This window comes from Rufibacter sp. JT3400010, from assembly GCF_054956755.1.
Genome location: NZ_JBUDXA010000002.1, coordinates 211,101 through 234,840 on the forward strand (window position 1 = coordinate 211,101; position 23,740 = coordinate 234,840).

The following is a 23,740-nucleotide window of genomic DNA, read 5'->3' on the forward strand; positions in this document are numbered from 1 at the left end:
CAAATGCTTTCCGTAATGTTGAAAAGAAAGCAAACATAAAATAATTAAGGCCGCAGTACATGCGGCCGCGTAGGTTCTGCGCTTAACACAGGACTTATGAATAATTGAAATGAATTAATGGAAAGAAAAAGAAGAGGCCCGGGTGCCGGCAGAGATTCTGCCCCCAGGTCTGGTAATAGCAGAAAAGACAAAGACGCTCCTCGCCGTGAAAGAGGAGGTGCTTCGGGTAGACGCAGCGGCGGCGGTTCAAACGTTGGTGATGTGTCCAGAGAAGTGCTGTTGAATATTTTCGGGCAAGAGCCTAAAAAAGTATTTACGTACCGGCAGTTGCACCGCCGCTTGGGCGTCACAGACAAAGAAGGCCGTGAGCAAGTATCTGGGCTCCTGAAGAAGATGAGCAAAAACGGTGAACTGATTTTCCTGCCGGATGACTCCTATATCCTGAACCCCGAGTTCAGAGGAAGTCTGGAAAGAACCTTTGACCGTCCTGAACGCGGAAGCCGCAGAGACAGAGATGCCGAGCGAGGAAGCACCGTTTCCAGAAGAGGCGGTCCCACCCTGGTAGGTAAAGTTGACTTGGCCAATGGCCGTCATGCCTACGTGGTGAGCGAAGAAAGCGAGCAGGACATACGGGTACCCGTAGAACGCCTCATGTTTGCCATGGACGGTGACACCGTGCGGGTACAACTTCGGCGTAGCCGCCGGGCAAATGAACGCCCTGAAGGAGAAGTGGTAGAAGTGATTCAGCGCCAGCGTGAGGAAATTGTGGGCCGACTAGAGATGTCCAAAGGCTACGGTTTCATTGTGCCTGACCAGAAACGCATGTACTTTGACGTATTTGTGGGCGAGCGCGGCCTAGCTGATGCCAAGCACGGCGACAAAGTACTGGTGAAAGTGACCGATTGGCCGGAAGACCCAGAGAAGAAACCTACGGGTGAAATCATCCGGGTATTCGGCCCGGCCGGAGAGCACAACGCTGAGATTCACGCCATCATGGCGGAGTTCGGTTTACCGTTTGAATTTCCGGAATCAGTTGAAAAAGAGGCCGAAGCAATTCCGGAGGGTATTACGCCAGAGGAAATTGCTAAACGCCGCGACTTTAGAGATATCACTACGTTCACCATTGACCCCGCAGATGCCAAAGACTTTGATGATGCGCTCAGCGTGCGTCAGCTGGAGAATGGTAACTGGGAGATTGGCGTGCATATAGCCGATGTGACGCATTACGTGCAGCCTAACACTAAACTGGAGAAAGAAGCGTACCGTCGGGCTACTTCGGTGTATTTGGTAGACCGTACCATTCCTATGTTGCCAGAGCGCTTGTCTAACGGCTTGTGTTCTTTACGTCCGCATGAAGACAAACTCACGTTCTCTGTGGTTTTTGAGATAGATGACAACGCCAAAATCCATGACTATTGGATTGGCCGTACCATCATTCACTCAGACCGCCGCTTTGCCTATGAAGAAGCCCAGCAGGTAATTGAAACCGGCGAAGGTGACTTTGCCCAGGAAATCCTAAAGCTGAACGAACTGGCCAAGAAATTCAAGGACATCCGCTTTAAGAACGGAGCCGTGAACTTTGAGACCATCGAGGTGAAATTCAAGCTGGATGAGAACGGCAAGCCGCTGCACCTGTACGTGAAAGAACGCAAAGACGCGCACAAGCTCATTGAAGAGTTCATGTTGCTGGCCAACAAATACGTAGCCGAGCACGTGTTCAAACAAAGAAAAGGCAAGAACAAACTCCCGATGGTGTACCGTACGCACGGCGCCCCAGACCCGGAGAAGCTCATGAACTTCTCTTTGTTCGCGCGTAAGTTTGGCTATTCAGTAGATTTAGAGGAAGGCCGTGATATTTCCAAAGAGCTGAACAAACTGGCAGACCAGACGTTAGGCAAGCCCGAACAAAGCGTACTGCAAAGCTTGGCTATCAGAACCATGGCCAAAGCGAAGTATAGCACTGAGGAGGAAGGCCACTTTGGTCTGGCGTTCGCGCACTACTCGCACTTTACGTCGCCCATTAGACGTTACCCAGATATGATGGCGCACCGGCTCATTTACCAGTATAGCCAGAAAGACTTCACCGCCGAGAAGGAGGAATTTGAAGAGCGTAGCCTGCACTCCTCAGACATGGAGAAACGTGCGGCAGATGCCGAGCGGGCTTCCATCAAGTTCAAGCAGGTAGAGTACATCAGTAGCTTTATTGGGCAGCAGTTCAAGGGCATTGTCTCTGGTTTAACAGACTGGGGCATGTACGTAGAGATTGAGGAGAACAAGTGCGAAGGCATGGTTCGCCTGGCAGATTTGCAGGACGATTTCTACGAGTTGGATGCTGCGAACTACCGTATCATTGGTCAGAACAACAAACGCATTATCTCGTTCGGCGATGAGGTGATTGTAGAGGTGAAAGCCGCCAACGTACTGGAACGTACCATTGACCTCACGCTGGTGGACACCGTGAAAAAGTAAGTGATTTTCTAAAAGCGTTTTAGGGCTCTTTTCCCAAGAAAGGGCTCTGAACGCTTTTTTTACATACCCATAATAAACTAGAATGCGGTTTCTTTATTTCCTGTAGCTTTGAGAGCAGGTAAAGAAGCCGCATTTTCATCTCACATTAAAGTTAGCTTAAAAAATATTCCTGTGGATATCGCACAATTCTCGGAACGCATTAACCAGACCCTGTCCACGCTCCAATACGGGCAGAACCCAGACGAGCTGTACGCGCCAATCCGCTATATGATGGAACTGGGCGGGAAAAGAGTGCGTCCGCTATTGACCGTACTGGGAGCTTATCTCTTCCATGACGATGTGGAAAAAGCCCTTTTGCCCGCCGTAGGGGTAGAGGTTTTCCACAACTTCACGCTCATGCATGATGACATTATGGACAACGCTCCGTTGAGAAGAGGCCAGGCCACCGTGCACGAAAAATGGAACCACAGCACTGCTATTCTAAGCGGTGACGTGATGCTGGTGCGGGCGTATGAGTGTTTCTTTGGAATTGAGCCGCAGAAATTGCCTACTGTCTTAAAGTTGTTCAGCACCTGCGCCGCCGAAGTTTGCGAAGGCCAGCAATTGGACATGAACTTTGAAACCCGACAAGACGTGCAGATTCAGGAATACCTGCACATGATTAAGCTGAAAACAGCGGTTCTGCTGGGCTTCAGCCTGGAACTGGGTGCGCTGCTGAACAATGCCGCCCCTGAAGATGCCAGACATCTCAAAGAATTCGGTATTAACATGGGTATTGCCTTTCAGCTCCGCGATGACCTGCTAGATGTGTACGGCGACCAGGCCAAATTCGGGAAACGCGTGGGCGGAGACATTGTCTCAGACAAGAAAACTTATCTGCTGCTCACCGCCATGGAACGCGCTTCGGCTACACAACGCAAAGAGTTGAAGAAGTGGCAAGGCCAGGCACCAGAAGGGCAGGAAGCCCAGAAAGTACAGGCCGTGAAGTCTATTTATGACGAGTTGGACATTCAAGCCACCACCCATAGCCAGATAAACCATTACTTCCAGAAAGCGCTGCACCATTTAAACGAAGTCAATGCCCTGAACAGCAAAAAAGAACTGCTCCGGCAATTGGCCCTGCAACTGATTGAGCGCGACAACTAGAACTAACTGCATATTCTCAGAAAAAGTAGTTAAGCGATGAGTATTTGGGTTTGTTTTTGAAAACGAGCCCAAATACTCATCGTTCCCTTGCCTTCTTTTTAGCTGAGTTACTTTATACTATCTCTCTTAAAACATTCCTGACCATTATGGCCATTAGTATCACGTTCATTATTATTGCGGTTACTGTTCTCATCTCGCTGTTTGCGTGGCAGAACAAAAACCTAATGGAGAATTGGGTGCATCATCCGGTATCTGTCACGCAAAACAATGAGTGGTGGCGCTTGCTGACCTCTGGCTTTCTGCACGCCGATTTCATGCACCTTTTCTTCAATATGTTCTCCCTTTACATTTTTGGGGGAGTAGTAGAACAGCAGTTCATGGCTATTTATGGTTTCACTACCGGGGCAATTCTCTACATGGCGCTGTATTTGGTGGCTATTATCGTCTCAGACTTGCCTACTTTCTTCAAGCATAAGAATGACAGCCGGTACTATTCTCTGGGCGCATCGGGCGGGGTGGCAGCTATTATCTTTGCCAGTATCTACTTCAATCCGCTTACGGAGCTTATCATTTTCCCTATTCCTATTCCCATCAAAGGCTACATTTTTGGGGCGCTCTATCTTTTCTACTCATATTACCTGAGCAAAAGAGGGAACGATGGCATTAACCACAGCGCCCACTTTTACGGGGCAGCCTTCGGGTTTGTGCTGAGCGTGATTCTGGTGCCGGGTCAGATCCAGAATTTCATTGGTGATATTATTGGCTAACGCGTTTTGTATTTCCTGTAGAAGTTGAGCTTTACCTTTTATTCCTGAAATACGTATACTCTTGTATAACAGCGTTTTTAAGGAGGTGGGGTATGAAAGCAGCGTTGAATTATACGAAGTTGTGGATGGTGTTGTGTTTTTGTCTGGGTTTGCAGGCAAGTGGTAACGCCCAATCATTACTGGCCCAAATGGCCTCTGCCTCAAAAGTGGCGCAGGTAAATCTGGGTGAAGGCATTGCGCAAAGAGACCAGTTGCTCCTGGATTTGGTGACCAAAGCCGGGCTAATGCCCCTCTTATCCAACGATGAAGAACACACCTTCTTCGCTCCATCGGCGCAAGCCCTGGCCCAACACCAAAACGACTCACCCGAACAGTTGAGGGCTTTTCTGGAACAACATATTGTCAAAGGCAACCTCACTACCCTTGACCTTAAAGACGGGGCCGATCTAAAGTCCCTGAGCGGAGACAACCTCCGCATCTGCCGAAAAAAAGGAAGTATTCTGGTGAGTGGTGTACGTTTACTCAAATCAGATCAACTTTATATGAACGGGGTGTGGCACCAACTGAACGGAGCCATTCAGCCCAATGCCTCTTCTTTGTAAGTTAAGTTGTTGTAATGTAAGGTATGTGAATGCAAAGAAGGTCTGTCTCTCACGGCAGACCTTCTTTGTTTAGAATAGTTTTCAAGGTTATTTCCTGAAAGCAGGCTTAGAATATCTTGTTCTCACTTTGGATATTCACTCACCACCTGTGCCATTCACCATTCTGTCACCCTCCATCCGTACCATGTGCCACCTGTGCCATTGTTGGTGTTATCACCAGCAATCCTTTTATCTGCTTCCTTCTCAAAACTGTCATCAAACTGAACTTGGTAGAAGTTGTTGGTGATAACACCAACAACGGCAGAAACACTAACAACTTCCTTGGTGAAGTACATGGTTTTCAGCTACCTGAAATAAATATTTCTCCAGATGCAACCATGATTGATGTCTTTTCATCTTTAGAATGAAACGAAATTCTACTCCCATGAAAAAACTGAACATCTTCTCTTTTCTAACAGTGTTAGCCCTGTTTGCTTCGCTGTCTTCGTTCCGGGCAACCTCCAAGACGGCCGTAGTGGAAGAAGAAACCCGTAGTGTAGGTCCCTTCAGGAAAATAGGCTTGGCGTACCCGGCCAACGTCATTCTGCGGCAGGGAAACACCCAAAGCGTGAAAGTAGAGGGAGATGCAGAGCAATTGGCGCAGCTTATTACCGAAGTAGAAGACGGAAGACTCACCATTAAGCGAAAAGACCGGGAGTACAACAACAACTGGTCTTCAGATAAAAAACGGGTGAACATTTACATTACCGTACCCCAGATTGAAGGACTGGCCGTGAGCGGCTCAGGAAGAATTAAAGGCGAAAACACGTTCAAAAGTTCTTCACTAGATCTGGCGGTCAGCGGGTCTGGTAATATCCAATTGACCGCTAACGCCGAGAAAGTGTCTAGCCGTATCTCTGGGTCCGGGAGCATTGAACTGAAGGGCGAAGGCAAGCAAAGTACCATTGCGGTAAGCGGGTCGGGGTCCATGAAAGGCTACGAGTTCAAGACCACAGATGCCACTGTAAGCATCAGCGGTTCGGGTTCTTGTGAGATCACCGCTACCTCATCCTTGAAATCCAGCATCAGCGGTAGCGGCCGGGTTTTCTATGAAGGTTCGCCTAGCGTAGACAGCCGCGTAAGCGGAAGCGGTTCCGTTAAAAAACGCAGCTAGTTCTGCTTCTTAGGTGGTTTCAGGAAAATAGCCTTGAAACGATTCGGCTTTAAGCCTCTGCAGACTAAATAGCGTTGGCAGAGGCTTTTTTGTGCTTTTATGTTAAATATTAAAAATAGGGTATGTAATTTGTGGGAGCACAAAGAAAAAGATATACCCCTATGAAATCTATTCTATACTCCGCTGTACTGGCCCTACTTCTGCTGAATACCGGCTGCATGAAGACGTACTTTTCTGACGGTACCCAAAGCCGGTTGTCTCCGCTTCCTACGCCTTTTCAGGACAAAGAAGTGGAAGTGTTTTTTCCGGGCGAGCGGCCCACCGATACCGCCTACGTGAAGGTGGCTATTCTGGAGCAGAGAACCGAAGGGAACGCAGTTGCCTACGGCAAGTTGGTAGACGCCGTAAAGCTGAAGGCCAAGGAGCAGGGCATGGACGCGGTATTGCTCTTAGGCAAAAACCAAAGCACCCGCCTGCAAAGAGAAGGAATTCTTTCCAATATGATTGTTGAGATCATCACCGGAGAGGAACAGGAGCAGGAATATTACTCAGTAACCACCCATGAGTTGGCGGGCATCGGCATTAAATACAAAAAGAACCTACAGTACCTGCCCGACTTTGTGAAGTCAAAAAACATTTTCCTGCTCAAAGAAGGACAGGAAACCCTTTTAGGATCTGTGCCCATAGACCAGGAAGGCGTACCCGGTAAACCGTCCATTGCTTCTTTAGATGACCAGCAACTGTATGAACAATACGTACAGCGCTATGACCTAAACCACCTGCTGAAGGAAAAAGGACCTCAGTGGAGATACAGCGATGTACAGGGAAGGGTACTGAAGCGCAAGCTCATAGCTCCCAAAGGCGGTCATGTACTAAAAACAGTAAAAATTACCTACAATGCCCTATTACTCCCCGAAAAACTAGACCTGCGTACCAGTACAGAGCTTCTGCCTGAAACGGTAGTACCCGAAACAGTTCTCCTTACTTACAATGACCAACGGAAACTAACCGAAAAGAAAGTACTCCGGAACAAAGAGCTGTATGTGCGGGAAGTGAACACCTATACCGCCAACGGTAAACTGGAAAGCGTCCTGCACTATACCGTACAAAACGGGAAAGAAGTGCCGTTCCTCAAGACCGTATATGAGTACTATCAACCCCTGGCCACAGCGAATTAGAAGTTTCTGCTTTAGCTCTCAGAAAGAGTCTCTGTTTCCAAGCTGTTCCATGAAAAACTGCTTCAAAACGAAAACCTTCTTCTAATGAGTAAAGAAAATCTGACCCGCCACCAGATAGCTAAAACTCTCTTTCAGATTTAAATAGGGGAAAAGAATCCATCTGTTGTCAATAGGAAAGAACACGTTGAGAACCTAGGAACCAGCCCCAGTAACGCTTCTGGCAAACCCATGCACCCAAGCGATATGGAACGCTATTCCCATTCTCAAAATGTACTAACACTGCTCAGCCCTTTCTGTAAACTAACAAACACCTGCCGTTTAGAGGTTGTTTTCTGAAGAACAGCCTCTAAACAGGTTAAGGGGCTCCCGTTTGGAATTGATAAATCCGAAAGGCAATGTGAGAGAATGCTTCACTTACAATGTACAAAGGCACGGAAGTAAATCTGCGCCATAGAGGAACCTACAATGCGAGGTTTCGCTGCGGTGCAGCGAGGGTAGTCTGGAGACTACCCGTCATCAGTAGGCACGAGTCAGAGACTCGCGCCAGCTGGAAAGGAAAACACGCATATCCAATTCCAGCCTTTCGCTTGAGCGCCTAGAGTTCGACCGTCCCTGAGCGAGAGCGAAGTGGACGAGGAGAAATCACAGCGCGAGGGCGGAAGGCGGGGCCTCGCGGCCGTGAGCGCTTACCGCTAACGATGAAACAACAAAGCACCTGCACCCACGCAGAAAGCGATTAAGCCAAGGCAACAACATAAGGCATGCACCCACGCAAAAAGCAAACAAAATAAGTTTACTGCAACGTACGGCTCCTGAACAAGAGAAAACCTACATGCCCAAACACACTCCATCGGCTCTCCTCATTGTCATAATGGATGAAGTGTAAAGCGGCAGGGCCGATGGGCAACTGCATGACCAGGCCCGTGCTGGCCGTAAGCCGAGGCCTGTCAAACCCATTAGTTCTAATAGCCTGCTGTAGACTTCCCTCCTCCAATGGCCGGTGAATGAGGTGCACGAATGTCTCAGTACGCCATTCAAATTTGGTGAGGAGGTTTTGGGAGAAACGCAGGCCGGCGGCACCGTAGCGGGCCGCCCGGTACGTGTCCAGAAACAGCGTGCGGGAATCTGGCAGGGGCGCAAACACCGGTGCCGAGGTAAGCGAAGACCTATAGTTAGAGAACAAGCCCTGCGTACTCACCATACCTTCAAAAAAGTAACCCCAACTGTTCTTGTCATTGTTGAAAGGATAATACCCTTCATACGTAGCCGAGAATTGCAGCCATTTATGATCTGTGGTTCTGCCATCTGGCATCAAAGAGGTGGAGCCGGGTTTATAGTCTTCTTTTCCCATTACAGCTCGAAAGCCCAATACAGCCCTATGCCCTCTGGTAGAGTACATTTTACGGTTAAGGGAATTGCGCTCAAAGCGTAAAGCCGCAGTGAGGCCTACAAAATCGGTTTCGTCCAGCACATCATCTGAAGAGACGTTTTCCACGTTGGCGTATTCGTCTTCATTGGAGAAATACGCGCCCTCCAGCACAAATCTACTCCTGAAATTATGGCTGAAACCGGTTTGCAGCCCCACTTTGAAATCACGTTGGCGTACCTGGGTACTGGCCGCATCTCTATCCAGAAATGTTTTGGTACCCTGGTAGTTAAGGCTGCTGTATAGGACGGAGGGCTCTACGTAGAAAGGAATGCGCGCTGGAACATTCACCCTAAACCCAAACTGCCCCGCCGAATAAAATCTTCCCAGGTTGGCGTTGATGCCTACCGTGTATAGCAGGCGGTTGAGGTAGCGGTACTCCAGGCCCACGTAGAGGTTATCCACGGGACGGGTACTGAACACCGCGCCTACTTCGGCGGTAGCGTTGTTGCTTTGTTGGGCGTCAATGTTGAGTACGTAGCCGCTGGTGGTACTGTCAAACTGAATGCGGGGGTAAATGCCCCTGAAAAAATCATTCGCCGCCAGACGGTAGTAGCCTTCCTCTATTTCATCAATGGTGTAGTGGTTTCCTTTGCGCAGAAAAAATTTGCTCACGTAGGCATTCTGATTCTCTTTGAGACCCTTCACCTGCACCCGGTCAAAGCGCGGAGGTGGTGCCTGCTTCTGGAAGGCGGCTCGGCGTTGCGCTAGCCCTGCGGAGTCTACTTCCCGGGTAATGCGCTGTTTCAGGATAGGCAATCTCGCCTCGGCAGATTTTACTCCTATGTCAATGAGGTCTTTCACCTTGGCGAAGTCGGTGGTGGCATATCCTTCCAGATCGGGCTGGATCAGGACACCGTTGGGACCTAGAGCCAAGGTATCGGCTACGTCAAAACTCAGGAAAATGAGGGAACTACCCAGGAGCTCATCGTCTTTGTCAGCGGGGTATTTTTTATAAGAAACATCGCCCACGTTTACGCCAATCATAATATCTGGCTTGAACTCGGATCGCATGACATCGGTAGGGAAGTTGTTGAAAAGCCCGCCATCAAACAAATAACGGCCATCTGGCTGACGAATGGGCCGGAACGCCAGCGGCACCGCCATGGAATTCCTAACGGCATCGGCTAACGAGCCTTTACGCTGTACAATCTGCTGGCGGGTAAATATTTCGGCGGTCAAGGCCCTGAAAGGCACGAAGAGCTTGTTGAAATCATATTCAGAGATGGCCCCGGCGGGGGCTAGGGTAGAAGCCAGGGCATAGTTGAGGTTCACGTCACTGATGAGGCCCCCGGTGGTTTGTACTTTCAGGGTAGATTTAAGGGTAAGCGGCAAGCGCAAAGCAGCCGGCGAGGGGTCTAAGCTGAAATAGTTAAACGCCCGGTCTTCCAATTGCCTCCCAGATACCCAGTACTGGAACTTGGGCGACAATACCAGGTCTTCAATGTCCTGAGGCGAATAGCCTGCTGCGTACAGAGAGCCCACCACGGCCCCCATGCTGGTGCCTACAATGTAGTCTATGGGAATATGGTTTTTCTCCAGCACTTTTAATACACCCACGTGCGCCAACCCTTTGGCCCCGCCGCCGCTCAAGACCAACCCAACTTTCTGCGCCGAGGCGTCCACAGAAATAAACGCCAGCAGAATCACTACTACCCTTAAATGCTGTAAGAGTTTATACATATATTCTGTTCTGGAAAATGGTTTGATAAAGGGCTTCTAGTAGCTGCTTTGGTACCTTCTGGCAGAAGTGAGGGGTTTTTCTGGGAATGAAGAAGGGCTATAAAGTACTCTAAAAGCCGTAGGTAACGCCAATTAGCTGCACTTACTACAAGTAGTAAGAAAAGGTTAGTATTATAAACGTGAAACGAACCTGATTTGATTTTGTCTTCCTGTAAAGTAGGGGAACAGCTTGAACTCTGCCTTGTGCTACGTTCCTTTTTAAGGATTTCTCGCTCGCGTCCCGCGAGTGTGGGCTACCTGCGGCCTCTGGCCGCTTATCTGCTCGTTTTAATAGAAATGTATATAAAGCGGCGGGACGCCGCAGGTAGCTCACACTCGCGGGACGCAAGCGAGTGGAATCATGTTAATATTAACGCATTTCTGCGCCTTTGAGTAAATCTGCACCATAGATGCTAAAGCGCAACAATCAAATAATAAACTTAAGTTGCGAATTACCTAAGCTGAACAAATCTGTAGCTTCCATTTACCCACCCCTACCCCTCCGAGGAGGGGAATACCAACTAATGTAGAATGCACGCCAAGGCTTTCCCAAATACGCTAGTAGAGAATCCCCTCCGAGGACTAATCTTGTAGGGAAAAAGGGACTAGTTTGGGTGTTTTCTTGTTGTGGGCCAAACAATGAGGGGAATATGTGGGCATCAGCGGAGTTCGGGTCATCACTTAGCGGGATTCACGGTCGGAACGTAAGCAGCCTGAGAAGGGCGGCGGAGATGGCGTTCAACACTGTAGGCTCTTCCTTCTCCAGGGCTCTGGGCAATACGTTCCGCCAGGCCGTGGCCGCTATTTTCGCAAAGAAAGAGATGGATACGGACAAGATGCTGAAGGGGCATGTGGAGGCGACAGTTGCCCGCTGCGCCGCCTCGGGCGGGGAAGTGATCGTGGTCAGCCAGGACTCCACCTACTATAACCTCAACGGGCACCACGGCCTTAGGGGCCTTGGCCTGATCCAGGGGAAGCTGAAAGGCACGCTGCAGCACAACGTGCTTGCCATGGACGGGGCAGGCACCCCGCTGGGGCTTGTCTACCAGCGCAACTGGGCCAGGGGCGGGCTCCATGCCTTCGGCAACGAGGCCGATAAGTGGCAGGAGGGGCTGGAGGCGGTCAGTAACACCCTTGGCGGCATAGCCAGGAAAGTGGTGCTGGTGCAGGACAGGGAGGCCGACATCTTCCGCTTCTTCACCGCCCCCAGGAGCGGCAACATGGAGCTAGTGGTGCGGGTTTGCCAGCCTCGCCATGTCGAGGTGATGGGCACGGGCCAGACCCTTGTGCTGCACAAGGCCGCCGGGCTGCTGGCCGAGCAGGGGGAAATGGAGGCAGCGGTAAGGCGGAGGAACCACCCGGTAAGGCTGCGTCTGCAGGTGAAGGCCGGAAAGGTGGCCGTCCTGCCCCCCAAAGGCACGGACCCGGGGAAAGCCCAGGGCCTGTACCTGGTGGAGGCCAGGGAGGTAGCCGCCTTCGACGAGAAAGGCGACTCCGTCTTCGACCCCGCGGAGGCAGCCTGCTGGCTGCTGCTCACCACCTGCCCCGTGGAGGAGGCCGGACAGGCCTTCGAGGCAGTCAGGTGGTATGCGCTGCGCTGGAGGGTGGAGCAGTTCCACTACGTGCTCAAGTCAGGGGGCTTCAAGGTGGAGAGGCTGCAGTTCGACGACGTGCACACTTTCTTCAACGCCCTCTCCTTCTACAGCATCCTAGCCTGGCGGGTGCTCTTCCTCACCTACCTGGTGCGCCAGGAGCCGCAGGCCCCGGCAGGGGACCATTTCGGGCCAGGGGAGGTGAAGGTATTGCAGGCGAATGCAAAAAAGCCGGTCACAACGCTGGAGCAGGCAGTGGTGGAATTGGGGAGGCTGGCAGGTTTCCAGAAGACCAAGAGGCAACCGATGCCCGGGGCAAGGCTGCTGGGGGAGGCGCTGGTCAAACTCCACTTATATGATAGAAGGATACAAGCTCTTTGAGGCCCAGCAAAAGGACTAGGACTTTTCCCTACAAGATTAGCTTCAAAGGGGTAGGGGTGGGTTGATTTTCACAGTCGTGAATGAATCGCAACTTGAGTTAATAAATATTAGTATCATTATTTTGTAGTACTACCCTTCAAAATTCGCCCCCGCATTTCTTATCCTCCTAAAAGCATATCCAGGCCAGTAGATAGGCAATGAATAGTTTACTTTTCTTCCTGCAACGGCACCACCCATGGAGACGACGTATGCGGTTGCCACGGAACAGCCGCCAGGTTCACCATTGAATCTACCAGCAACTGAAAAGGACGTTTGTTTAGGCTCACATTGGTATGCGCAAACACTTTTACCTCTTTGTACCCCAGCTTTTGGTATTTACGAGCCAGAAATTGGCTGTACTGCCAGATTAAGTCGGGGCGGGTAGCTACCATATTGGTTTGTTTGGGGGTAAGGTGGTTTTCGGGGTATTCCCAGAAGAGCTTGCCGTCTGCTAAGACCTTGTATTTTGCATACCCGCTTTTGGAGCGCAGCATCATGTGCCAGGACATACGGTGGCCTTCTTCGGTCCAGTTGGTATTACCCGGAAACCACCACTGGCGCATGGGCAGTGCCACTTGTAAGATGAAATGTAAGGCTAAAAGCGAAAACAGTAGTTGCTCTCCCAAAGGCAAACCCGAAGAGGAATCCTGGACTTCTGTGAAAGGAGGCTTCCGGCGTAAAAACGTTCTTCTAATAGTCTCCGGTGGAAAAAAGAACACGCACAATGCCAGCGCCAGATACGGGAAAATACCGATGTGAAAGACCGCCGAGTTGAACCCGTGAAAGAAAATAGCCAGCAGAAATGCCCATTTTCTGGTGCGCGACCACAGCAGTAACGGAGCAATGAGGAGGTCAAAGAAAATACCGCCGTACACCACCAACTTCTGAAACCAGACTTGTTGCAGGAGTTCTCCAATCAGAAAGAAATGGCGCTTCGCCGAAAACCACACGTGCACCGGCGTACCCGCCAGCCAATCTGGGTTTATCTTGGCGATGGCGGCATAGGTATAGACAATCCCCATCTGGACTACAAAAATGAGCAGGCACCAACGCGGGCAACTCAGGGAACGTAGAGACGGAGTACGTTTGGCATCTTGGGAAGCATAAGCGTGCGCGGGCACCAACATCATGAGAAAACAGAGTATCAGCAGCAGATAATAGTGATTGTTATAGCTGGTTTTCTGCATGAGGTACGCGCCCCACCATAAGACCGTAAAGGCGGTAATAGTGGCGCGGTAGTGCCAGCCCACCATCACCAGTAAGCCCAGCAAGGCCATGCCCGCGTAATAAAAATACATGCCATTGCCGGGCAGCGGCCTTAACCACTCAAACCCGATAAAGGGAAAGTACACGGTAGGGTCTACCATGTTCTTCTTCACCCAACCTGTAGCAATGGCCCCCGCCGTTTCCAGAAACAAGAGCAACCCGAACAACCACCGGAAAACAATCAAAGGCGCATTGTCTACCGGCTGGCGCAGCCACGTCAGGAGAGAGGGTTTCACATATACATTAGTAGTAGCTGAACTCATGCGTACTATTACGGAATGGCAACCGGGGAGAGACTTATCTGAGAAGCTGTTTTTGGTCCGTTTTGCAAAAGGTAGCGACGTTACACTGTAACGCCGTGGTCCTATGAAACTGGAACGTCCCTCACCGAACAGGCTTCCTACCTGGCATCATAAACATTTGTTGCAAATGCAAGTGATAGCCAGATGGAGCAGGTATTGCTGCGTAGAGCCACGGCGTTACAGTGTAACGCCGCTACAACTTTTTTTTGGCCTGTTTTCTAGAAATCAAGCCATAACTAAAGAATGCAAAGAAAAAGCCCCCTCTCCAACAGAGAAGGGGCTTGGGGTGAAGTCTTTATCTGATTGGTTTTGGCATCACCGGCAAACTCTCGTGGCCCTCTGCGTCTACTGCCTGTACCGCGAAGAAGTAGTTGTCTTTGGAGTAGGGCAGGGTAGTAGTGGTACCTTCCACGTAGATTTTCTTTTCCCACATAGGCATGGACGTGTCGCGCATGAGCACATAGTACCCGGCGGGCCGTTCGCCTTTGGTGGGGGCTTTCCAGCGTAGTTCGGTTTTGTTGGTAAGGTTGCTGGTGACTACGCCTACTTCTTCTGGAGAATACGGCGCCAGCGCCAGGTTTGACAGGGTAGCCAGGTTCATGGCGGTGTTCTTGCGCACGTACTCAAAATCTACGTGCTCTGGGAAATCGCCGTAGGCGATGTTGTTCTCCGTGCGTACGTTCTGGTGCTGGTATTGGTAGTTCTCGTTCATTTCACACACCCTGATGGCCGTAAAACCAGCCTGGCTGAACGGAGTGTGGTCGCCGCCGCGTAAGAAACGGTCGGTACGGTAGTTGAGCACTACTTCCAGTTGGGGTACGTAGCGGGCGGTCATTTCTTTCATGTAGCGGGCCAGTTGGCGGCTGCGGCTGTCGTTCTCGCCACCGGTGCTTTTGCGTATGGCGGCCATTTCTGGGGTTTCCAGGGCTGGTACGCCTTCAGAGAAAATCCGCACGCGGGTGTTATCCTTCAGGTTGGTTTCATCTGAGAAGGAGTTCCCAATCATGTCATTGTTGAGCATAGCCACCAGATTCCAGTTCTCAGCTTTGGCGCGGTCGGCTAAGTGACGGGCACCAATCAAGCCTTGCTCTTCGCCCTGCACGCACACAAAGATGATAGTAGCCGGGAATTGTTGTTTGGCCATGACGCGGGCCAGTTCTATGACGGCAGCAGTACCGGAACCGTCATCATTGGCACCCGGGGCTTTGCCTTTGGCATCCATCACGTCGGTATTACGGGTATCAATGTGGCCGCTTACAATGAACACGCGGTCATCATTGGGGTCGGTGCCTTTGAGGGTAGCCATGACATTGGCAAACTCGGTGTCTTGCGGTACACGACGGCCATCGGCTTTCACCAGGTATTTGTCCTGGGTTACGGTCATGCGGCCCCCGGAACTAGCGGCAGCTTTCTGCATTTCGGCCTCAGCCCAGTTGCGGGCGGCGCCTATGCCTTTTTTCTTGTCTTTGGTAGAACTGAGCGAATGGCGGGTTTCAAAGCTGACCAGTCCGCGTACCAGACGCTCCAGTTCCTGGGCCGAAACCTGCTCGGTCATGGTTTTGATGACGGGGTCTGTTTTAATGATGTTTTGTGCCGGGGCAAGGCCAGGAAGAAAAAGCAAACCCAGGGCAGCGGCACCTGCGCGGGCGAAGGTAGAAACGGGGAAAAACATAGGTATGTAGTGGCTTTGTTTGAATAATATGACCTGTAATTTCAAGATTATTCGGCAGAAACCAATAGTTAGAAACCAATAGTTAAAAGAAAGCAGGGCCGGGAAAAAGCATTTTAGGCTTGTTTTAAGGAAAGAAGGCAAAAATCGCTTGAGACTAAAATGTTCTCCGTGGAACATTTTCAAAGGAAAGCAACGTGAACTTGTATTAGTACGTTTCTACCTACATCACCAACTGCAGAAACTATGAGCCAAGCCATTACACCCGGCAGAGAATTTCTGGACAGTGTCCATTATTACTTTGACCAGGCAGCCCAGCATTCAAAACTTGATCCAGGTATTATTTCGCAGATTAAAATCTGCAACAGTGTGTACAAGGTTAGCTTCCCTGTAGAGGTAGACGGCAAAATACAGGTGTTTGAGGGAATACGGGCCCAGCACAGCCAACATAAATTACCCACCAAAGGTGGAATCAGGTACAGCATGCAAGTAGACGAGGACGAGGTAGTGGCCCTGGCCAGCCTTATGACCTTTAAATGCGCTGTGGTAGACGTACCGTTTGGGGGAGCCAAAGGCGGCGTAAAAATAAACCCCAGAACTTCTTCGGTAGAAACTTTGGAAAGGGTAACCCGCCGGTTTGCCTCAGAACTCATCAAAAAAAACCTCATAGGCCCCGCCGTTGACGTGCCTGCGCCGGACTACGGAACCAGTGGCCGTGAAATGGCCTGGATAGCTGATACGTACCATGCGTTTAAATTCGGGGAAACTAATGCGCTGGGCTGCGTTACCGGAAAGCCGGTAGGCCAGGGCGGCATCAGGGGCCGGAACGAAGCCACTGGCTTGGGTATTTACTTCGGGTTACGCGAAGCTCTGCAAGATGAGGCGGTGCTCAAGCCCTTGAATCTCTCCAGCGGCGTGGCTGGTAAACGGATCATTATTCAGGGAATTGGAAATGTGGGCTACCACGCCGGTATGTTCCTGCAACAAGACGGCGCCATTATCATAGGCGTGGCCGAGCGTGAAGGCGGTATCTACAATCCAGACGGGCTGGACATTGACAATATCTTCCATTACCGGAAACAGAATTCCAGCTTTGAAGGACATCCCGGGGGCACGTTTATTGAAAACTCCATTGAAATGCTGGAGTATGACTGCGATGTGCTGTTACCGGCGGCCCTGGAAAATCAGATCCACATCGGCAATGCCGAGCGCATCAAAGCCAAAATCATCGCCGAAGGAGCTAACGGACCCGTAACCCAGGAGGCCGAACGCATCTTGCACGCCCGCGGCGTAGTCATTATCCCAGATTTGTACCTGAACGCCGGGGGGGTAACTGTTTCCTACTTTGAGTGGCTCAAAAACCTTTCCAACGTACGGTTCGGCCGCATGGGCAAACGTGCCGAGGAAGCCAGCCTGAAGCGGTTGGTGAACACCATTGAGAAAACCACCGGCAAATCGCTGTCAGCGGAAGAGAAGAAGCTGATCATTCACGGTGCCGATGAGCGCGATCTGGTGTATTCTGGTCTGGAGGACACCATGATCACCGCCTACCAGGAAATGCGCGAGGTCACGCACCAGGTAAAAGCCATCACTGATCTGCGCACCGCCGGTTTCTATGCCGCTATTGAGAAAATAGGCGTAAGCTACCAGTCTTTGGGTATTTTCCCGTGAGGCGAAAAGTATAGCGATTTTAGGGCTGTTTTTATGAAAAGACAGCTAAAGCGGAAAGCCTCTTCAGCGGTGAGTTGGGGAGGCTTTCTGCTTTATATGGATGGGTTGCTGATTTTGGCTGATGCCTTGGCTGTACGGCTTTTGCGTAGGTTTATGGGCTGTGATGTTTCATTTCTGGCGGTAAGCGCTCATGGCCGCGTGGCCCCGCCTTCCGCCCTCGCGCTGTGATTTCTCCTCACCTGCTTCGCTGGCGCTCACAGGTGGTCGAACTCTAGGCGCTCAGGCGAAAGGCTGGAAATAGGAATGCGTGTCTTTCTTCTCTTTCCCGCTGGCGCGAGTCTCTGACTAGTGCCTATGTGATGCAGGGTAGTCTCTGAAACCCTCGCTGCACCGCAGCGAAACCACGCATTGCTGATTTCCTACTGCCTAGATGTACCCAAAACCGAAAGCATGCTTTTCCATTTAAGAGCTGTTTTTCTAAAAGAGGCTTAAAAAACGATTTATAAGAAAGGCTTTTCAGGTTTCCCGTGTAATTTACCGGTAGTCTACGCTACTAATAGTTAAAACCTTTTCGTACCACGTTGGAAAATCCGGCTTTACGCGCAGAATTTGTCAAGCTCATTGCCCAGGATCAAGCCTTGATCCACAAGGTGTGCAGCATGTACTGCCGGGACCCCGAGGAGCGGAAAGATCTTTTTCAGGAGATTGTGCTGCAACTCTGGCGGTCCTATCCTACGTTTAAGCACGAGTCTAAGGTAAGCACCTGGATGTACCGGGTGGCGCTGAACACCGCTGTCTCCAGTTTCCGGAAAGAAAGCAGGCGTCCCTACCACGGCTCTCTCTCAGACATGGACCTCCAGATTCCGGCTGCGCCAGATACCTCCGCCGAGTATGAATTGAAAATAAAATATCTCTATGCCGCTATTGACCAACTCTCGCAGGTAGAGAAGGCCATTGTGATGCTGTACTTAGAAGATAGAAGCTACGATGAGATGGCCGAGATCATTGGGATCACCAAATCGAACGTAGGAGTGAAGTTGAACCGCATCAAAGCGAAACTAGAGAAGCTGTTAACCCCGGTGTATGATGAAATTAGATAGCCTCAAAGATACCTGGAAGGTGTATGCGGCCCAAGCGGCGGCGGCGCACCAGGTAACCGAGCACCAGATTGCCGGCCTGCTCAAGGTCCGTACGGAGAATGCCTTGACCAAACTGAAGCGAAACATCTACTTTGAACTGGTCATACAGGCGTTCACCGTTTTGTTGTTCGGGGCCGGGGCTGTCTTGGCGAAAGATGATCCTGCTTTCCGGATACTGTGCGTGGTAGTCATGGTGGTGTGTCTGCCGTTCCTGGGCTATTTCTGGGCGCGTTTGTCTTATGTGAAAGGGCTGAACGTAACCACCGCCAATCTACGAGCCACCCTGCGCAATCTTATTGAGATGCTCACCGGCCTTACCAAGCTCTACTTCTGGACCAACATGCTGCTGGCTCCCGTTGGCTTGGCAGCCGGACAATTAGCCTATCTGAAACTAGCCAAGGACATCAACATCTCTAACTTGCCCTGGGACCAAATGTACCTTCGCCTTACCATCGGGTTTGTGATTGGAGCCGTGTTAGGCTATTTCTTCCTCAAATGGTACATCCGGCAGATGTTTGGAGGGCATTTGAAAGCGTTGCAGGCGGCATATTGTGAGTTGGAGAGTTTGGAAGTGGCTGCCTAAAGGTTAATTCTTAAGATTACTGCTCTGATGGACGCATTTTGCCTGTTGCTGGCGTGGCGTCTGGTTGATGCGGTGCCCTTATGCTGGATTGTTGCATGGTTTGCCTCCGTGCGCTCACGGCCGCGAGGCCCCGTCTTCCCCTCGCGCACTGCCCTTTCGGCCTGAGAAGTACTTTGCGCTTAGTTTTGTCATTCTAAGGCCAAAAGCGAGGCGCGCTCAGGGAAGACTGGAAAGGGGAAAGTAGCGGAAGACGTTAGCAGGTATCGTAGAGACCAGGCACTGCCTTGTCTCTAGTACGCATTGCTTCCAATGGTTTACAGATCTTACCTTACTTTTGCCCTCTAAAAGCAGAGACTCCCCCTTTGAAGGAGGCGAAGGGGGGATGTTTACATCTGCCGGTCACACGCATTTCTTTCTCCCCTGAACATGGTTCAAGTCTGTGACTTGGACCTATAATGACCAGAAGTTTGCAACTTCCGTGAGGCGTGAGCCGCAAATTGGAAATACTGAATCACGAAGAGCAGTTATCGCTCAAAAGCAGCAATACTGCAACTCCAAAGACCTCGTAGTGTGCGCAGCTCCTACGCGTGTCTAGGCCAATTTCTTTTCTAACTGCCTAACACTTCCGAAGTATTATCTATATAAAAAATACGTCAATACTGTAATATTTAAGCAGTTCTAGAGACTAACAGATCAAACAGCCCTCTATTCAACCCTACTGTTATGATCAGATTACTACTTTCTCACCAATGGAAAGAAGCCACCCGTTCCAGTGTATGGCAGAAGAACCTCGCCGTGAACCTGGTGTTAGGTTTCTTCATGCTCCTCTTACTGCTGTATGTGGTGCTGCTGAGCCTGTTCATGGACAAAATCATAGAGGAAGTGTGGCCAGACAAAGATCCGGTGGCGGTAGTGAATGGGGCCTTGCTGTATTACTTTCTCATTGACTTGGCCATGCGGTTTTTCCTGCAGGAAATGCCGGTATTGGGTATTCAGCCGTATCTGCACCTACCCATTAACAAAGGGAAACTGGTGCATTTTGTGCTCTGGAAATCCATTACCAGTTTCTTCAACTACATGTCTTTGCTGCTGTTTATTCCGTTCGCGCTCAAAGTACTGCCAGAGGTTTATGGAATGGGCGGTGCATGGATGTGGGTACTGGGGCTTTTCCTGCTTACGTTGGTCAATAACTTCTTAACGCTCTACTTCAAACGCCAGTTGGTGGAGAAACCGCTGGTAACAGTAGGCTTTCTACTAGCTGTTGTAGGTTTGGCCGCAGCAGATTACCTGAACTACATTTCTTTGGGTGCCGCTTCGGGGACTTTCTTCCAGGCACTGGGCCAGAATCCTGTTTGGGTGTTGGTACCGATTGCCTTGTTAGTGGCCGTATACCTGGCTAATTACAGATTCTTGGTGGCACACACCTACCCAGAGGAAATGCGCATCCGGACGCAGTCCAAAGTGGGCGATTCCGCGGAGATTGGTTTCCTGCAGCGGTTTGGCGAGCTGGGCACCTTAATCAGCCTTGAACTGAAATTGATTCTGCGCCACAAGCGGCCTAAATCCACTACCATGATGTCTGTGTTCTTTCTGGCATATGGGTTCATTTTCTATACCAATGAAATGTATACCAATGGTTTTGCGATGCTCATTTTTCCGGGCATTTTCATGACGGGTTTCATGATGATGAGCTACGGCCAGTTTGTGCCGGGTTGGCAAAGCGCCCATTTTGATGCCTTGCTAACCAAACGCCTGAGCCCCTACACCTTTTACCTAGCCAAGTTCTGGCTGTTTGTACCGGCCTGCACGGTGGCCTATCTGGTAACGCTGCTGTACGGGTTCATGCCGGGCATTGGCGGCAAAATCATGCTCATCAACACGGCGTGCTTTCTCTACAACATCGGCATTAACACCTTTGTGGTGCTGTACCTGAGCACGTACAACAAAAAACGGATTGACCTGAGCAAGAGCGCCTCTTTCAACTGGCAGGGCGTGGGTGCCTCGCAGTTTATCATGATGCTACCAACCTTGTTGCTCCCCATCCTCATTTACCTGCCCTTCGGACTCTTGGATAAACCTTGGTGGGGCGTTGCGGCCATGGGGCTGATAGGTTTTCTGGGCTTCCTGTTCCATAAACAATTACTGGGTGTAGTGGTGAAACGCTTCCAGCAGGAGAAATACACCATTGCTGCTGGTTTCCGCCAAGCTTAGTTTTTACCTTGTTTTCTGATAAATAGCCTCAAAACGATATGATAGAAGTACGCGACCTCCAAAAGAATTACAACAGCGTAACCGTGGTAAACATACCGGCGCTGACCGTGCAGAAAGGTGAAACCATTGGTTTGGTGGGCAACAACGGAGCCGGCAAGACCACCTTCTTCCGGATGATTCTGGATTTGATTCGTCCATCTAAGGGCGAGGTGTTCAGCAAAGGCGAAAACGTGCGCGCCACCGAAGACTGGAAACGCTACACCGGTTCGCACCTAGACGAAGGCTTCCTCATTGATTTCCTGACCCCGGAGGAATATTTCGCCTTCATCGGGAAGTTGAACGGGTTAACTCCCGGCGATGTGCAGGCCTTCTTAGACAAGTTCCGGGACTTCTTCAACGGCGAGATTCTGGAGCAGCGCAAGTACATCAGGGATTTCTCCAAAGGAAACCAGAAGAAAGTAGGCGTGGCCGCTGCGGTCATGTCTGATCCCGAGTTGTTGATTCTGGATGAGCCCTTCGCCAACCTAGACCCTAGTTCCCAGATTCGGCTTAAAAACTTGTTAAAAGACCTGAAGCGCCAAGGCATGACCCTGCTCATTTCCAGCCACGACCTCAGCCACGTAATTGAAGTCTGCGACCGCATTGTGCTGCTAGAAAAAGGCCAGGTGGTAGAAGACATGAAAACAAACGAAACCACGCTCCAGCAGCTGGAAAGCTACTTTAACGTCTAGAGTTGTTTATTGTTGGTATGAGAAGCCTGTGCAGGAATGTACTGGCTTTTTTATGCGCTTCCGTCTTTGGCCGTTTTTCATAAAACTAGCCAAGAACAGAGAAATCAAAATGTACAGGCTTTGCTAACTATTTTAGGTTCTGCTTTTAGCTGAACCTGTACCAGTTTTTGCAAGGAGGAAAAGGAATGAAGTTGTTTTTTTCTGCCTTGTAATTTGTATTATTACTTAAAAGCTACTTGTTAAACATAAAAGTAGTTGTGTGAGAAAGTGCCCTGATTTGCCGGAAACGAAGGGTGGGGTTTTGGTACTCTGCCGATAATAGGCTATCATGCGCAACTTCCGTCGTAGACGCTCTGACCGCATCGCAAATCAGGGTTAGGTGGCTCTCCTGTTGAATGATTTACCCGAACATTGTCTCAGTGGGCTTGCTTCTCGGCAGGCCAATGACTTTTACCTGCATGAAAAAACTTATCCCCTCCGTCTGTGCCGTACTCCTCGCTTTCTTTTCGCCAAAGCTTGCGGAGGCGCAGGAAAGGCACGGCTTCTTCAACGTCACCGAGGCCGGTTATGGGTGGGGCACAGGTACTATTAAGCACTCAGGGGGCAACTCCCCGGCGAACGACGGACGGGTAGGCCGTTTTCGGACCGTCTTCGGTCACTACGTGAACCCCCGCCTGTCCTTGGGGGCTGGGATAGGGCTGGATGGCTACTCCTCCCCCAATTACAACACCATGCCGCTGTTCCTGGATGTCAGGGGTTACCTGAGGCCGGAGGGGAACACGCCCTTCGCCCTACTCGGGGCGGGCTACTCCCTGCCGACCGGCTCGAGCTTCGAGAAGGGAGCCTTTGCCAATGTGGGCCTAGGCTACAAGAAAGGGCTCTTCAAGTGGGGAAGCCTCCTGCTGAGCGGCGGGTTGAACCTACACCAGATAAAGGACGACGAGACGCTCTTTATCCGGCAGGGGCCAGCGGGGGATATCGAATATGAGTACCTCCTCTCGGACCTTCTGCTTTACTCCTTCTCGGTGAACGTGGGGCTGCTGATCAGATAGAACCCGAGCGGTTTCAATAGAAGTCCCCTTCGTTTAGAGTCAGGGTATAGGAGGCCTCATAGCCCTTTATCTTCCTGTACTCCCACTTCTTGGGATCGGTGAGCCTGCCCTTTGGCGTGAGCTGCGTCCCGTCCCTGACGATGAGCACAGCCTTGAACTCCGATATGCTTTGCAGGTTTTTCTCGAAGTCAATTACCCTGCCGTCCTCCTCTGATCCTGTGCGCGCCCAGACGGACTCCGTTTCCCCTGGTGCGACCGTCTTGCGCAGGTACCTGTCGCCGGTGACTTGGGCGTTGGCGGGCTCCACGGCAACCTCGATCGGGCGCTGCGTTGCGTTGTGCACGTTGTACCAATACTTCGGCTCCAGGTCCTTGTTGAGGAAATCGCAGGACCCCAAGGGAAGTTGCAACAGAAGGAGGGCCATAAGGGAAGTTATTCCGGAAGCCCTTATTTTAGTAAATTTCATGGCATTTGGTTTAGTATTCTGCTCTGCCGTACGGCTATGCAGAAACGGAAATCTACTCAAATCTTGTTGAACATAAGATCGCTTATCGGCTAACCTTCTGGTTCTCTCTTACCATATCCAATAGTTTTATAGAAACTATTTTGCAGACTATGTATGAAGGGTGATGCGGAAGCAT

At 50.7% G+C, this 23,740-nt stretch carries 19 protein-coding genes; 14 read left to right on the forward strand and 5 right to left on the reverse strand.

Going from position 1 to position 23,740, the window contains the following annotated elements:
• Positions 1-117 precede the first annotated feature (117 nt).
• The 4 genes from rnr (at position 118) to ACY0JR_RS02695 (ending at position 4,984) form a co-directional block, all read left to right on the forward strand.
• A complete protein-coding gene (gene rnr, locus ACY0JR_RS02680; protein WP_462632303.1) occupies positions 118-2,469 on the forward strand; it encodes a ribonuclease R in 2,352 nt (783 codons plus the stop codon).
• Positions 2,470-2,640: 171 nt separating this feature from the next.
• On the forward strand, positions 2,641-3,615 hold the full coding sequence (locus tag ACY0JR_RS02685; protein ID WP_462632305.1) for a polyprenyl synthetase family protein: 975 nt from the start codon (positions 2,641-2,643) through the stop codon (positions 3,613-3,615).
• A 146-nt stretch (positions 3,616-3,761) separates the two neighbouring features.
• Positions 3,762-4,382, forward strand: coding sequence for a rhomboid family intramembrane serine protease (locus tag ACY0JR_RS02690; RefSeq protein WP_462632306.1), 621 nt, complete (start codon positions 3,762-3,764; stop codon positions 4,380-4,382).
• Positions 4,383-4,474: 92 nt separating this feature from the next.
• Positions 4,475-4,984, forward strand: coding sequence for a fasciclin domain-containing protein (locus tag ACY0JR_RS02695; RefSeq protein WP_462632307.1), 510 nt, complete (start codon positions 4,475-4,477; stop codon positions 4,982-4,984).
• 155 nt (positions 4,985-5,139) lie between these two features.
• On the opposite strand, the gene ACY0JR_RS02700 is transcribed toward ACY0JR_RS02695, so the two are convergent.
• The gene (locus tag ACY0JR_RS02700; RefSeq protein WP_462632309.1) at positions 5,140-5,319 is read right to left on the reverse strand and encodes a hypothetical protein; all 180 of its coding nucleotides are present in this window, start codon (positions 5,317-5,319) and stop codon (positions 5,140-5,142) included.
• A gap of 89 nt (positions 5,320-5,408) precedes the next feature.
• On the opposite strand from ACY0JR_RS02700, the gene ACY0JR_RS02705 reads away from it, so the two are divergent.
• Both ACY0JR_RS02705 and ACY0JR_RS02710 read left to right on the forward strand, forming a co-directional pair.
• Complete coding sequence (locus tag ACY0JR_RS02705) at positions 5,409-6,137, forward strand: head GIN domain-containing protein (RefSeq protein WP_462632310.1); 729 nt, start codon at positions 5,409-5,411, stop codon at positions 6,135-6,137.
• 161 nt (positions 6,138-6,298) lie between these two features.
• Positions 6,299-7,315, forward strand: coding sequence for a hypothetical protein (locus ACY0JR_RS02710; RefSeq protein WP_462632311.1), 1,017 nt, complete (start codon positions 6,299-6,301; stop codon positions 7,313-7,315).
• A gap of 793 nt (positions 7,316-8,108) precedes the next feature.
• Here ACY0JR_RS02710 and ACY0JR_RS02715 read toward each other — a convergent pair.
• The gene (locus ACY0JR_RS02715; protein WP_462632312.1) at positions 8,109-10,424 is read right to left on the reverse strand and encodes a patatin-like phospholipase family protein; all 2,316 of its coding nucleotides are present in this window, start codon (positions 10,422-10,424) and stop codon (positions 8,109-8,111) included.
• Between the two features lie 770 nt (positions 10,425-11,194).
• Between ACY0JR_RS02715 and ACY0JR_RS02720 the strand changes: the two genes are divergently transcribed.
• Complete coding sequence (locus tag ACY0JR_RS02720; RefSeq protein WP_462632313.1) at positions 11,195-12,436, forward strand: IS4 family transposase; 1,242 nt, start codon at positions 11,195-11,197, stop codon at positions 12,434-12,436.
• Positions 12,437-12,642: 206 nt separating this feature from the next.
• Here ACY0JR_RS02720 and ACY0JR_RS02725 read toward each other — a convergent pair whose 3' ends face one another.
• Both ACY0JR_RS02725 and ACY0JR_RS02730 read right to left on the reverse strand, forming a co-directional pair.
• The gene (locus tag ACY0JR_RS02725) at positions 12,643-14,004 is read right to left on the reverse strand and encodes an HTTM domain-containing protein (protein ID WP_462632315.1); all 1,362 of its coding nucleotides are present in this window, start codon (positions 14,002-14,004) and stop codon (positions 12,643-12,645) included.
• A 334-nt stretch (positions 14,005-14,338) separates the two neighbouring features.
• On the reverse strand, positions 14,339-15,715 hold the full coding sequence (locus ACY0JR_RS02730; protein WP_462632316.1) for a M20/M25/M40 family metallo-hydrolase: 1,377 nt from the start codon (positions 15,713-15,715) through the stop codon (positions 14,339-14,341).
• 243 nt (positions 15,716-15,958) lie between these two features.
• On the opposite strand from ACY0JR_RS02730, the gene ACY0JR_RS02735 reads away from it, so the two are divergent.
• From ACY0JR_RS02735 to ACY0JR_RS02765, 7 genes are all read left to right on the forward strand, one after another.
• The gene (locus tag ACY0JR_RS02735) at positions 15,959-17,383 is read left to right on the forward strand and encodes a Glu/Leu/Phe/Val family dehydrogenase (RefSeq protein ID WP_462632318.1); all 1,425 of its coding nucleotides are present in this window, start codon (positions 15,959-15,961) and stop codon (positions 17,381-17,383) included.
• 33 nt (positions 17,384-17,416) lie between these two features.
• Positions 17,417-17,611: a hypothetical protein gene (locus tag ACY0JR_RS02740; protein ID WP_462632320.1), complete on the forward strand. Its 195-nt coding sequence runs from the start codon at positions 17,417-17,419 to the stop codon at positions 17,609-17,611.
• Positions 17,612-17,964: 353 nt separating this feature from the next.
• Positions 17,965-18,483: an RNA polymerase sigma factor gene (locus tag ACY0JR_RS02745; RefSeq protein ID WP_462632321.1), complete on the forward strand. Its 519-nt coding sequence runs from the start codon at positions 17,965-17,967 to the stop codon at positions 18,481-18,483.
• Entirely contained in the window at positions 18,467-19,105 is a 639-nt protein-coding gene (locus ACY0JR_RS02750; RefSeq protein WP_462632322.1) for a hypothetical protein, read from the forward strand. Before ACY0JR_RS02745 ends, ACY0JR_RS02750 begins: the two co-directional genes overlap by 17 nt.
• A gap of 723 nt (positions 19,106-19,828) precedes the next feature.
• Positions 19,829-21,316, forward strand: coding sequence for a DUF5687 family protein (locus tag ACY0JR_RS02755; RefSeq protein WP_462632323.1), 1,488 nt, complete (start codon positions 19,829-19,831; stop codon positions 21,314-21,316).
• 38 nt (positions 21,317-21,354) lie between these two features.
• The gene (locus ACY0JR_RS02760; protein ID WP_181304830.1) at positions 21,355-22,047 is read left to right on the forward strand and encodes an ABC transporter ATP-binding protein; all 693 of its coding nucleotides are present in this window, start codon (positions 21,355-21,357) and stop codon (positions 22,045-22,047) included.
• Between the two features lie 458 nt (positions 22,048-22,505).
• On the forward strand, positions 22,506-23,099 hold the full coding sequence (locus ACY0JR_RS02765; protein ID WP_462632324.1) for a hypothetical protein: 594 nt from the start codon (positions 22,506-22,508) through the stop codon (positions 23,097-23,099).
• Positions 23,100-23,112: 13 nt separating this feature from the next.
• On the opposite strand, the gene ACY0JR_RS02770 is transcribed toward ACY0JR_RS02765, so the two are convergent.
• A complete protein-coding gene (locus tag ACY0JR_RS02770) occupies positions 23,113-23,565 on the reverse strand; it encodes a hypothetical protein (protein ID WP_462632325.1) in 453 nt (150 codons plus the stop codon).
• Between the last annotated feature and the right edge of the window lie 175 nt (positions 23,566-23,740).

Excerpts from the sequence above, each read along its gene's own strand:
- rnr (WP_462632303.1), top strand. The coding sequence starts at position 118 with ATGGAAAGAAAAAGAAGAGGCCCGGGTGCCGGCAGAGATTCTGCCCCC.
- ACY0JR_RS02690 (WP_462632306.1), top strand. The coding sequence starts at position 3,762 with ATGGCCATTAGTATCACGTTCATTATTATTGCGGTTACTGTTCTCATC.
- ACY0JR_RS02695 (WP_462632307.1), top strand. The coding sequence starts at position 4,475 with ATGAAAGCAGCGTTGAATTATACGAAGTTGTGGATGGTGTTGTGTTTT.
- ACY0JR_RS02700 (WP_462632309.1), bottom strand. The coding sequence starts at position 5,319 with ATGTACTTCACCAAGGAAGTTGTTAGTGTTTCTGCCGTTGTTGGTGTT.
- ACY0JR_RS02705 (WP_462632310.1), top strand. The coding sequence starts at position 5,409 with ATGAAAAAACTGAACATCTTCTCTTTTCTAACAGTGTTAGCCCTGTTT.
- ACY0JR_RS02710 (WP_462632311.1), top strand. The coding sequence starts at position 6,299 with ATGAAATCTATTCTATACTCCGCTGTACTGGCCCTACTTCTGCTGAAT.
- ACY0JR_RS02715 (WP_462632312.1), bottom strand. The coding sequence starts at position 10,424 with ATGTATAAACTCTTACAGCATTTAAGGGTAGTAGTGATTCTGCTGGCG.
- ACY0JR_RS02720 (WP_462632313.1), top strand. The coding sequence starts at position 11,195 with ATGGCGTTCAACACTGTAGGCTCTTCCTTCTCCAGGGCTCTGGGCAAT.
- ACY0JR_RS02725 (WP_462632315.1), bottom strand. The coding sequence starts at position 14,004 with ATGAGTTCAGCTACTACTAATGTATATGTGAAACCCTCTCTCCTGACG.
- ACY0JR_RS02730 (WP_462632316.1), bottom strand. The coding sequence starts at position 15,715 with ATGTTTTTCCCCGTTTCTACCTTCGCCCGCGCAGGTGCCGCTGCCCTG.
- ACY0JR_RS02735 (WP_462632318.1), top strand. The coding sequence starts at position 15,959 with ATGAGCCAAGCCATTACACCCGGCAGAGAATTTCTGGACAGTGTCCAT.
- ACY0JR_RS02740 (WP_462632320.1), top strand. The coding sequence starts at position 17,417 with ATGAAAAGACAGCTAAAGCGGAAAGCCTCTTCAGCGGTGAGTTGGGGA.
- ACY0JR_RS02750 (WP_462632322.1), top strand. The coding sequence starts at position 18,467 with ATGATGAAATTAGATAGCCTCAAAGATACCTGGAAGGTGTATGCGGCC.
- ACY0JR_RS02755 (WP_462632323.1), top strand. The coding sequence starts at position 19,829 with ATGATCAGATTACTACTTTCTCACCAATGGAAAGAAGCCACCCGTTCC.
- ACY0JR_RS02760 (WP_181304830.1), top strand. The coding sequence starts at position 21,355 with ATGATAGAAGTACGCGACCTCCAAAAGAATTACAACAGCGTAACCGTG.
- ACY0JR_RS02765 (WP_462632324.1), top strand. The coding sequence starts at position 22,506 with ATGAAAAAACTTATCCCCTCCGTCTGTGCCGTACTCCTCGCTTTCTTT.
- ACY0JR_RS02770 (WP_462632325.1), bottom strand. The coding sequence starts at position 23,565 with ATGAAATTTACTAAAATAAGGGCTTCCGGAATAACTTCCCTTATGGCC.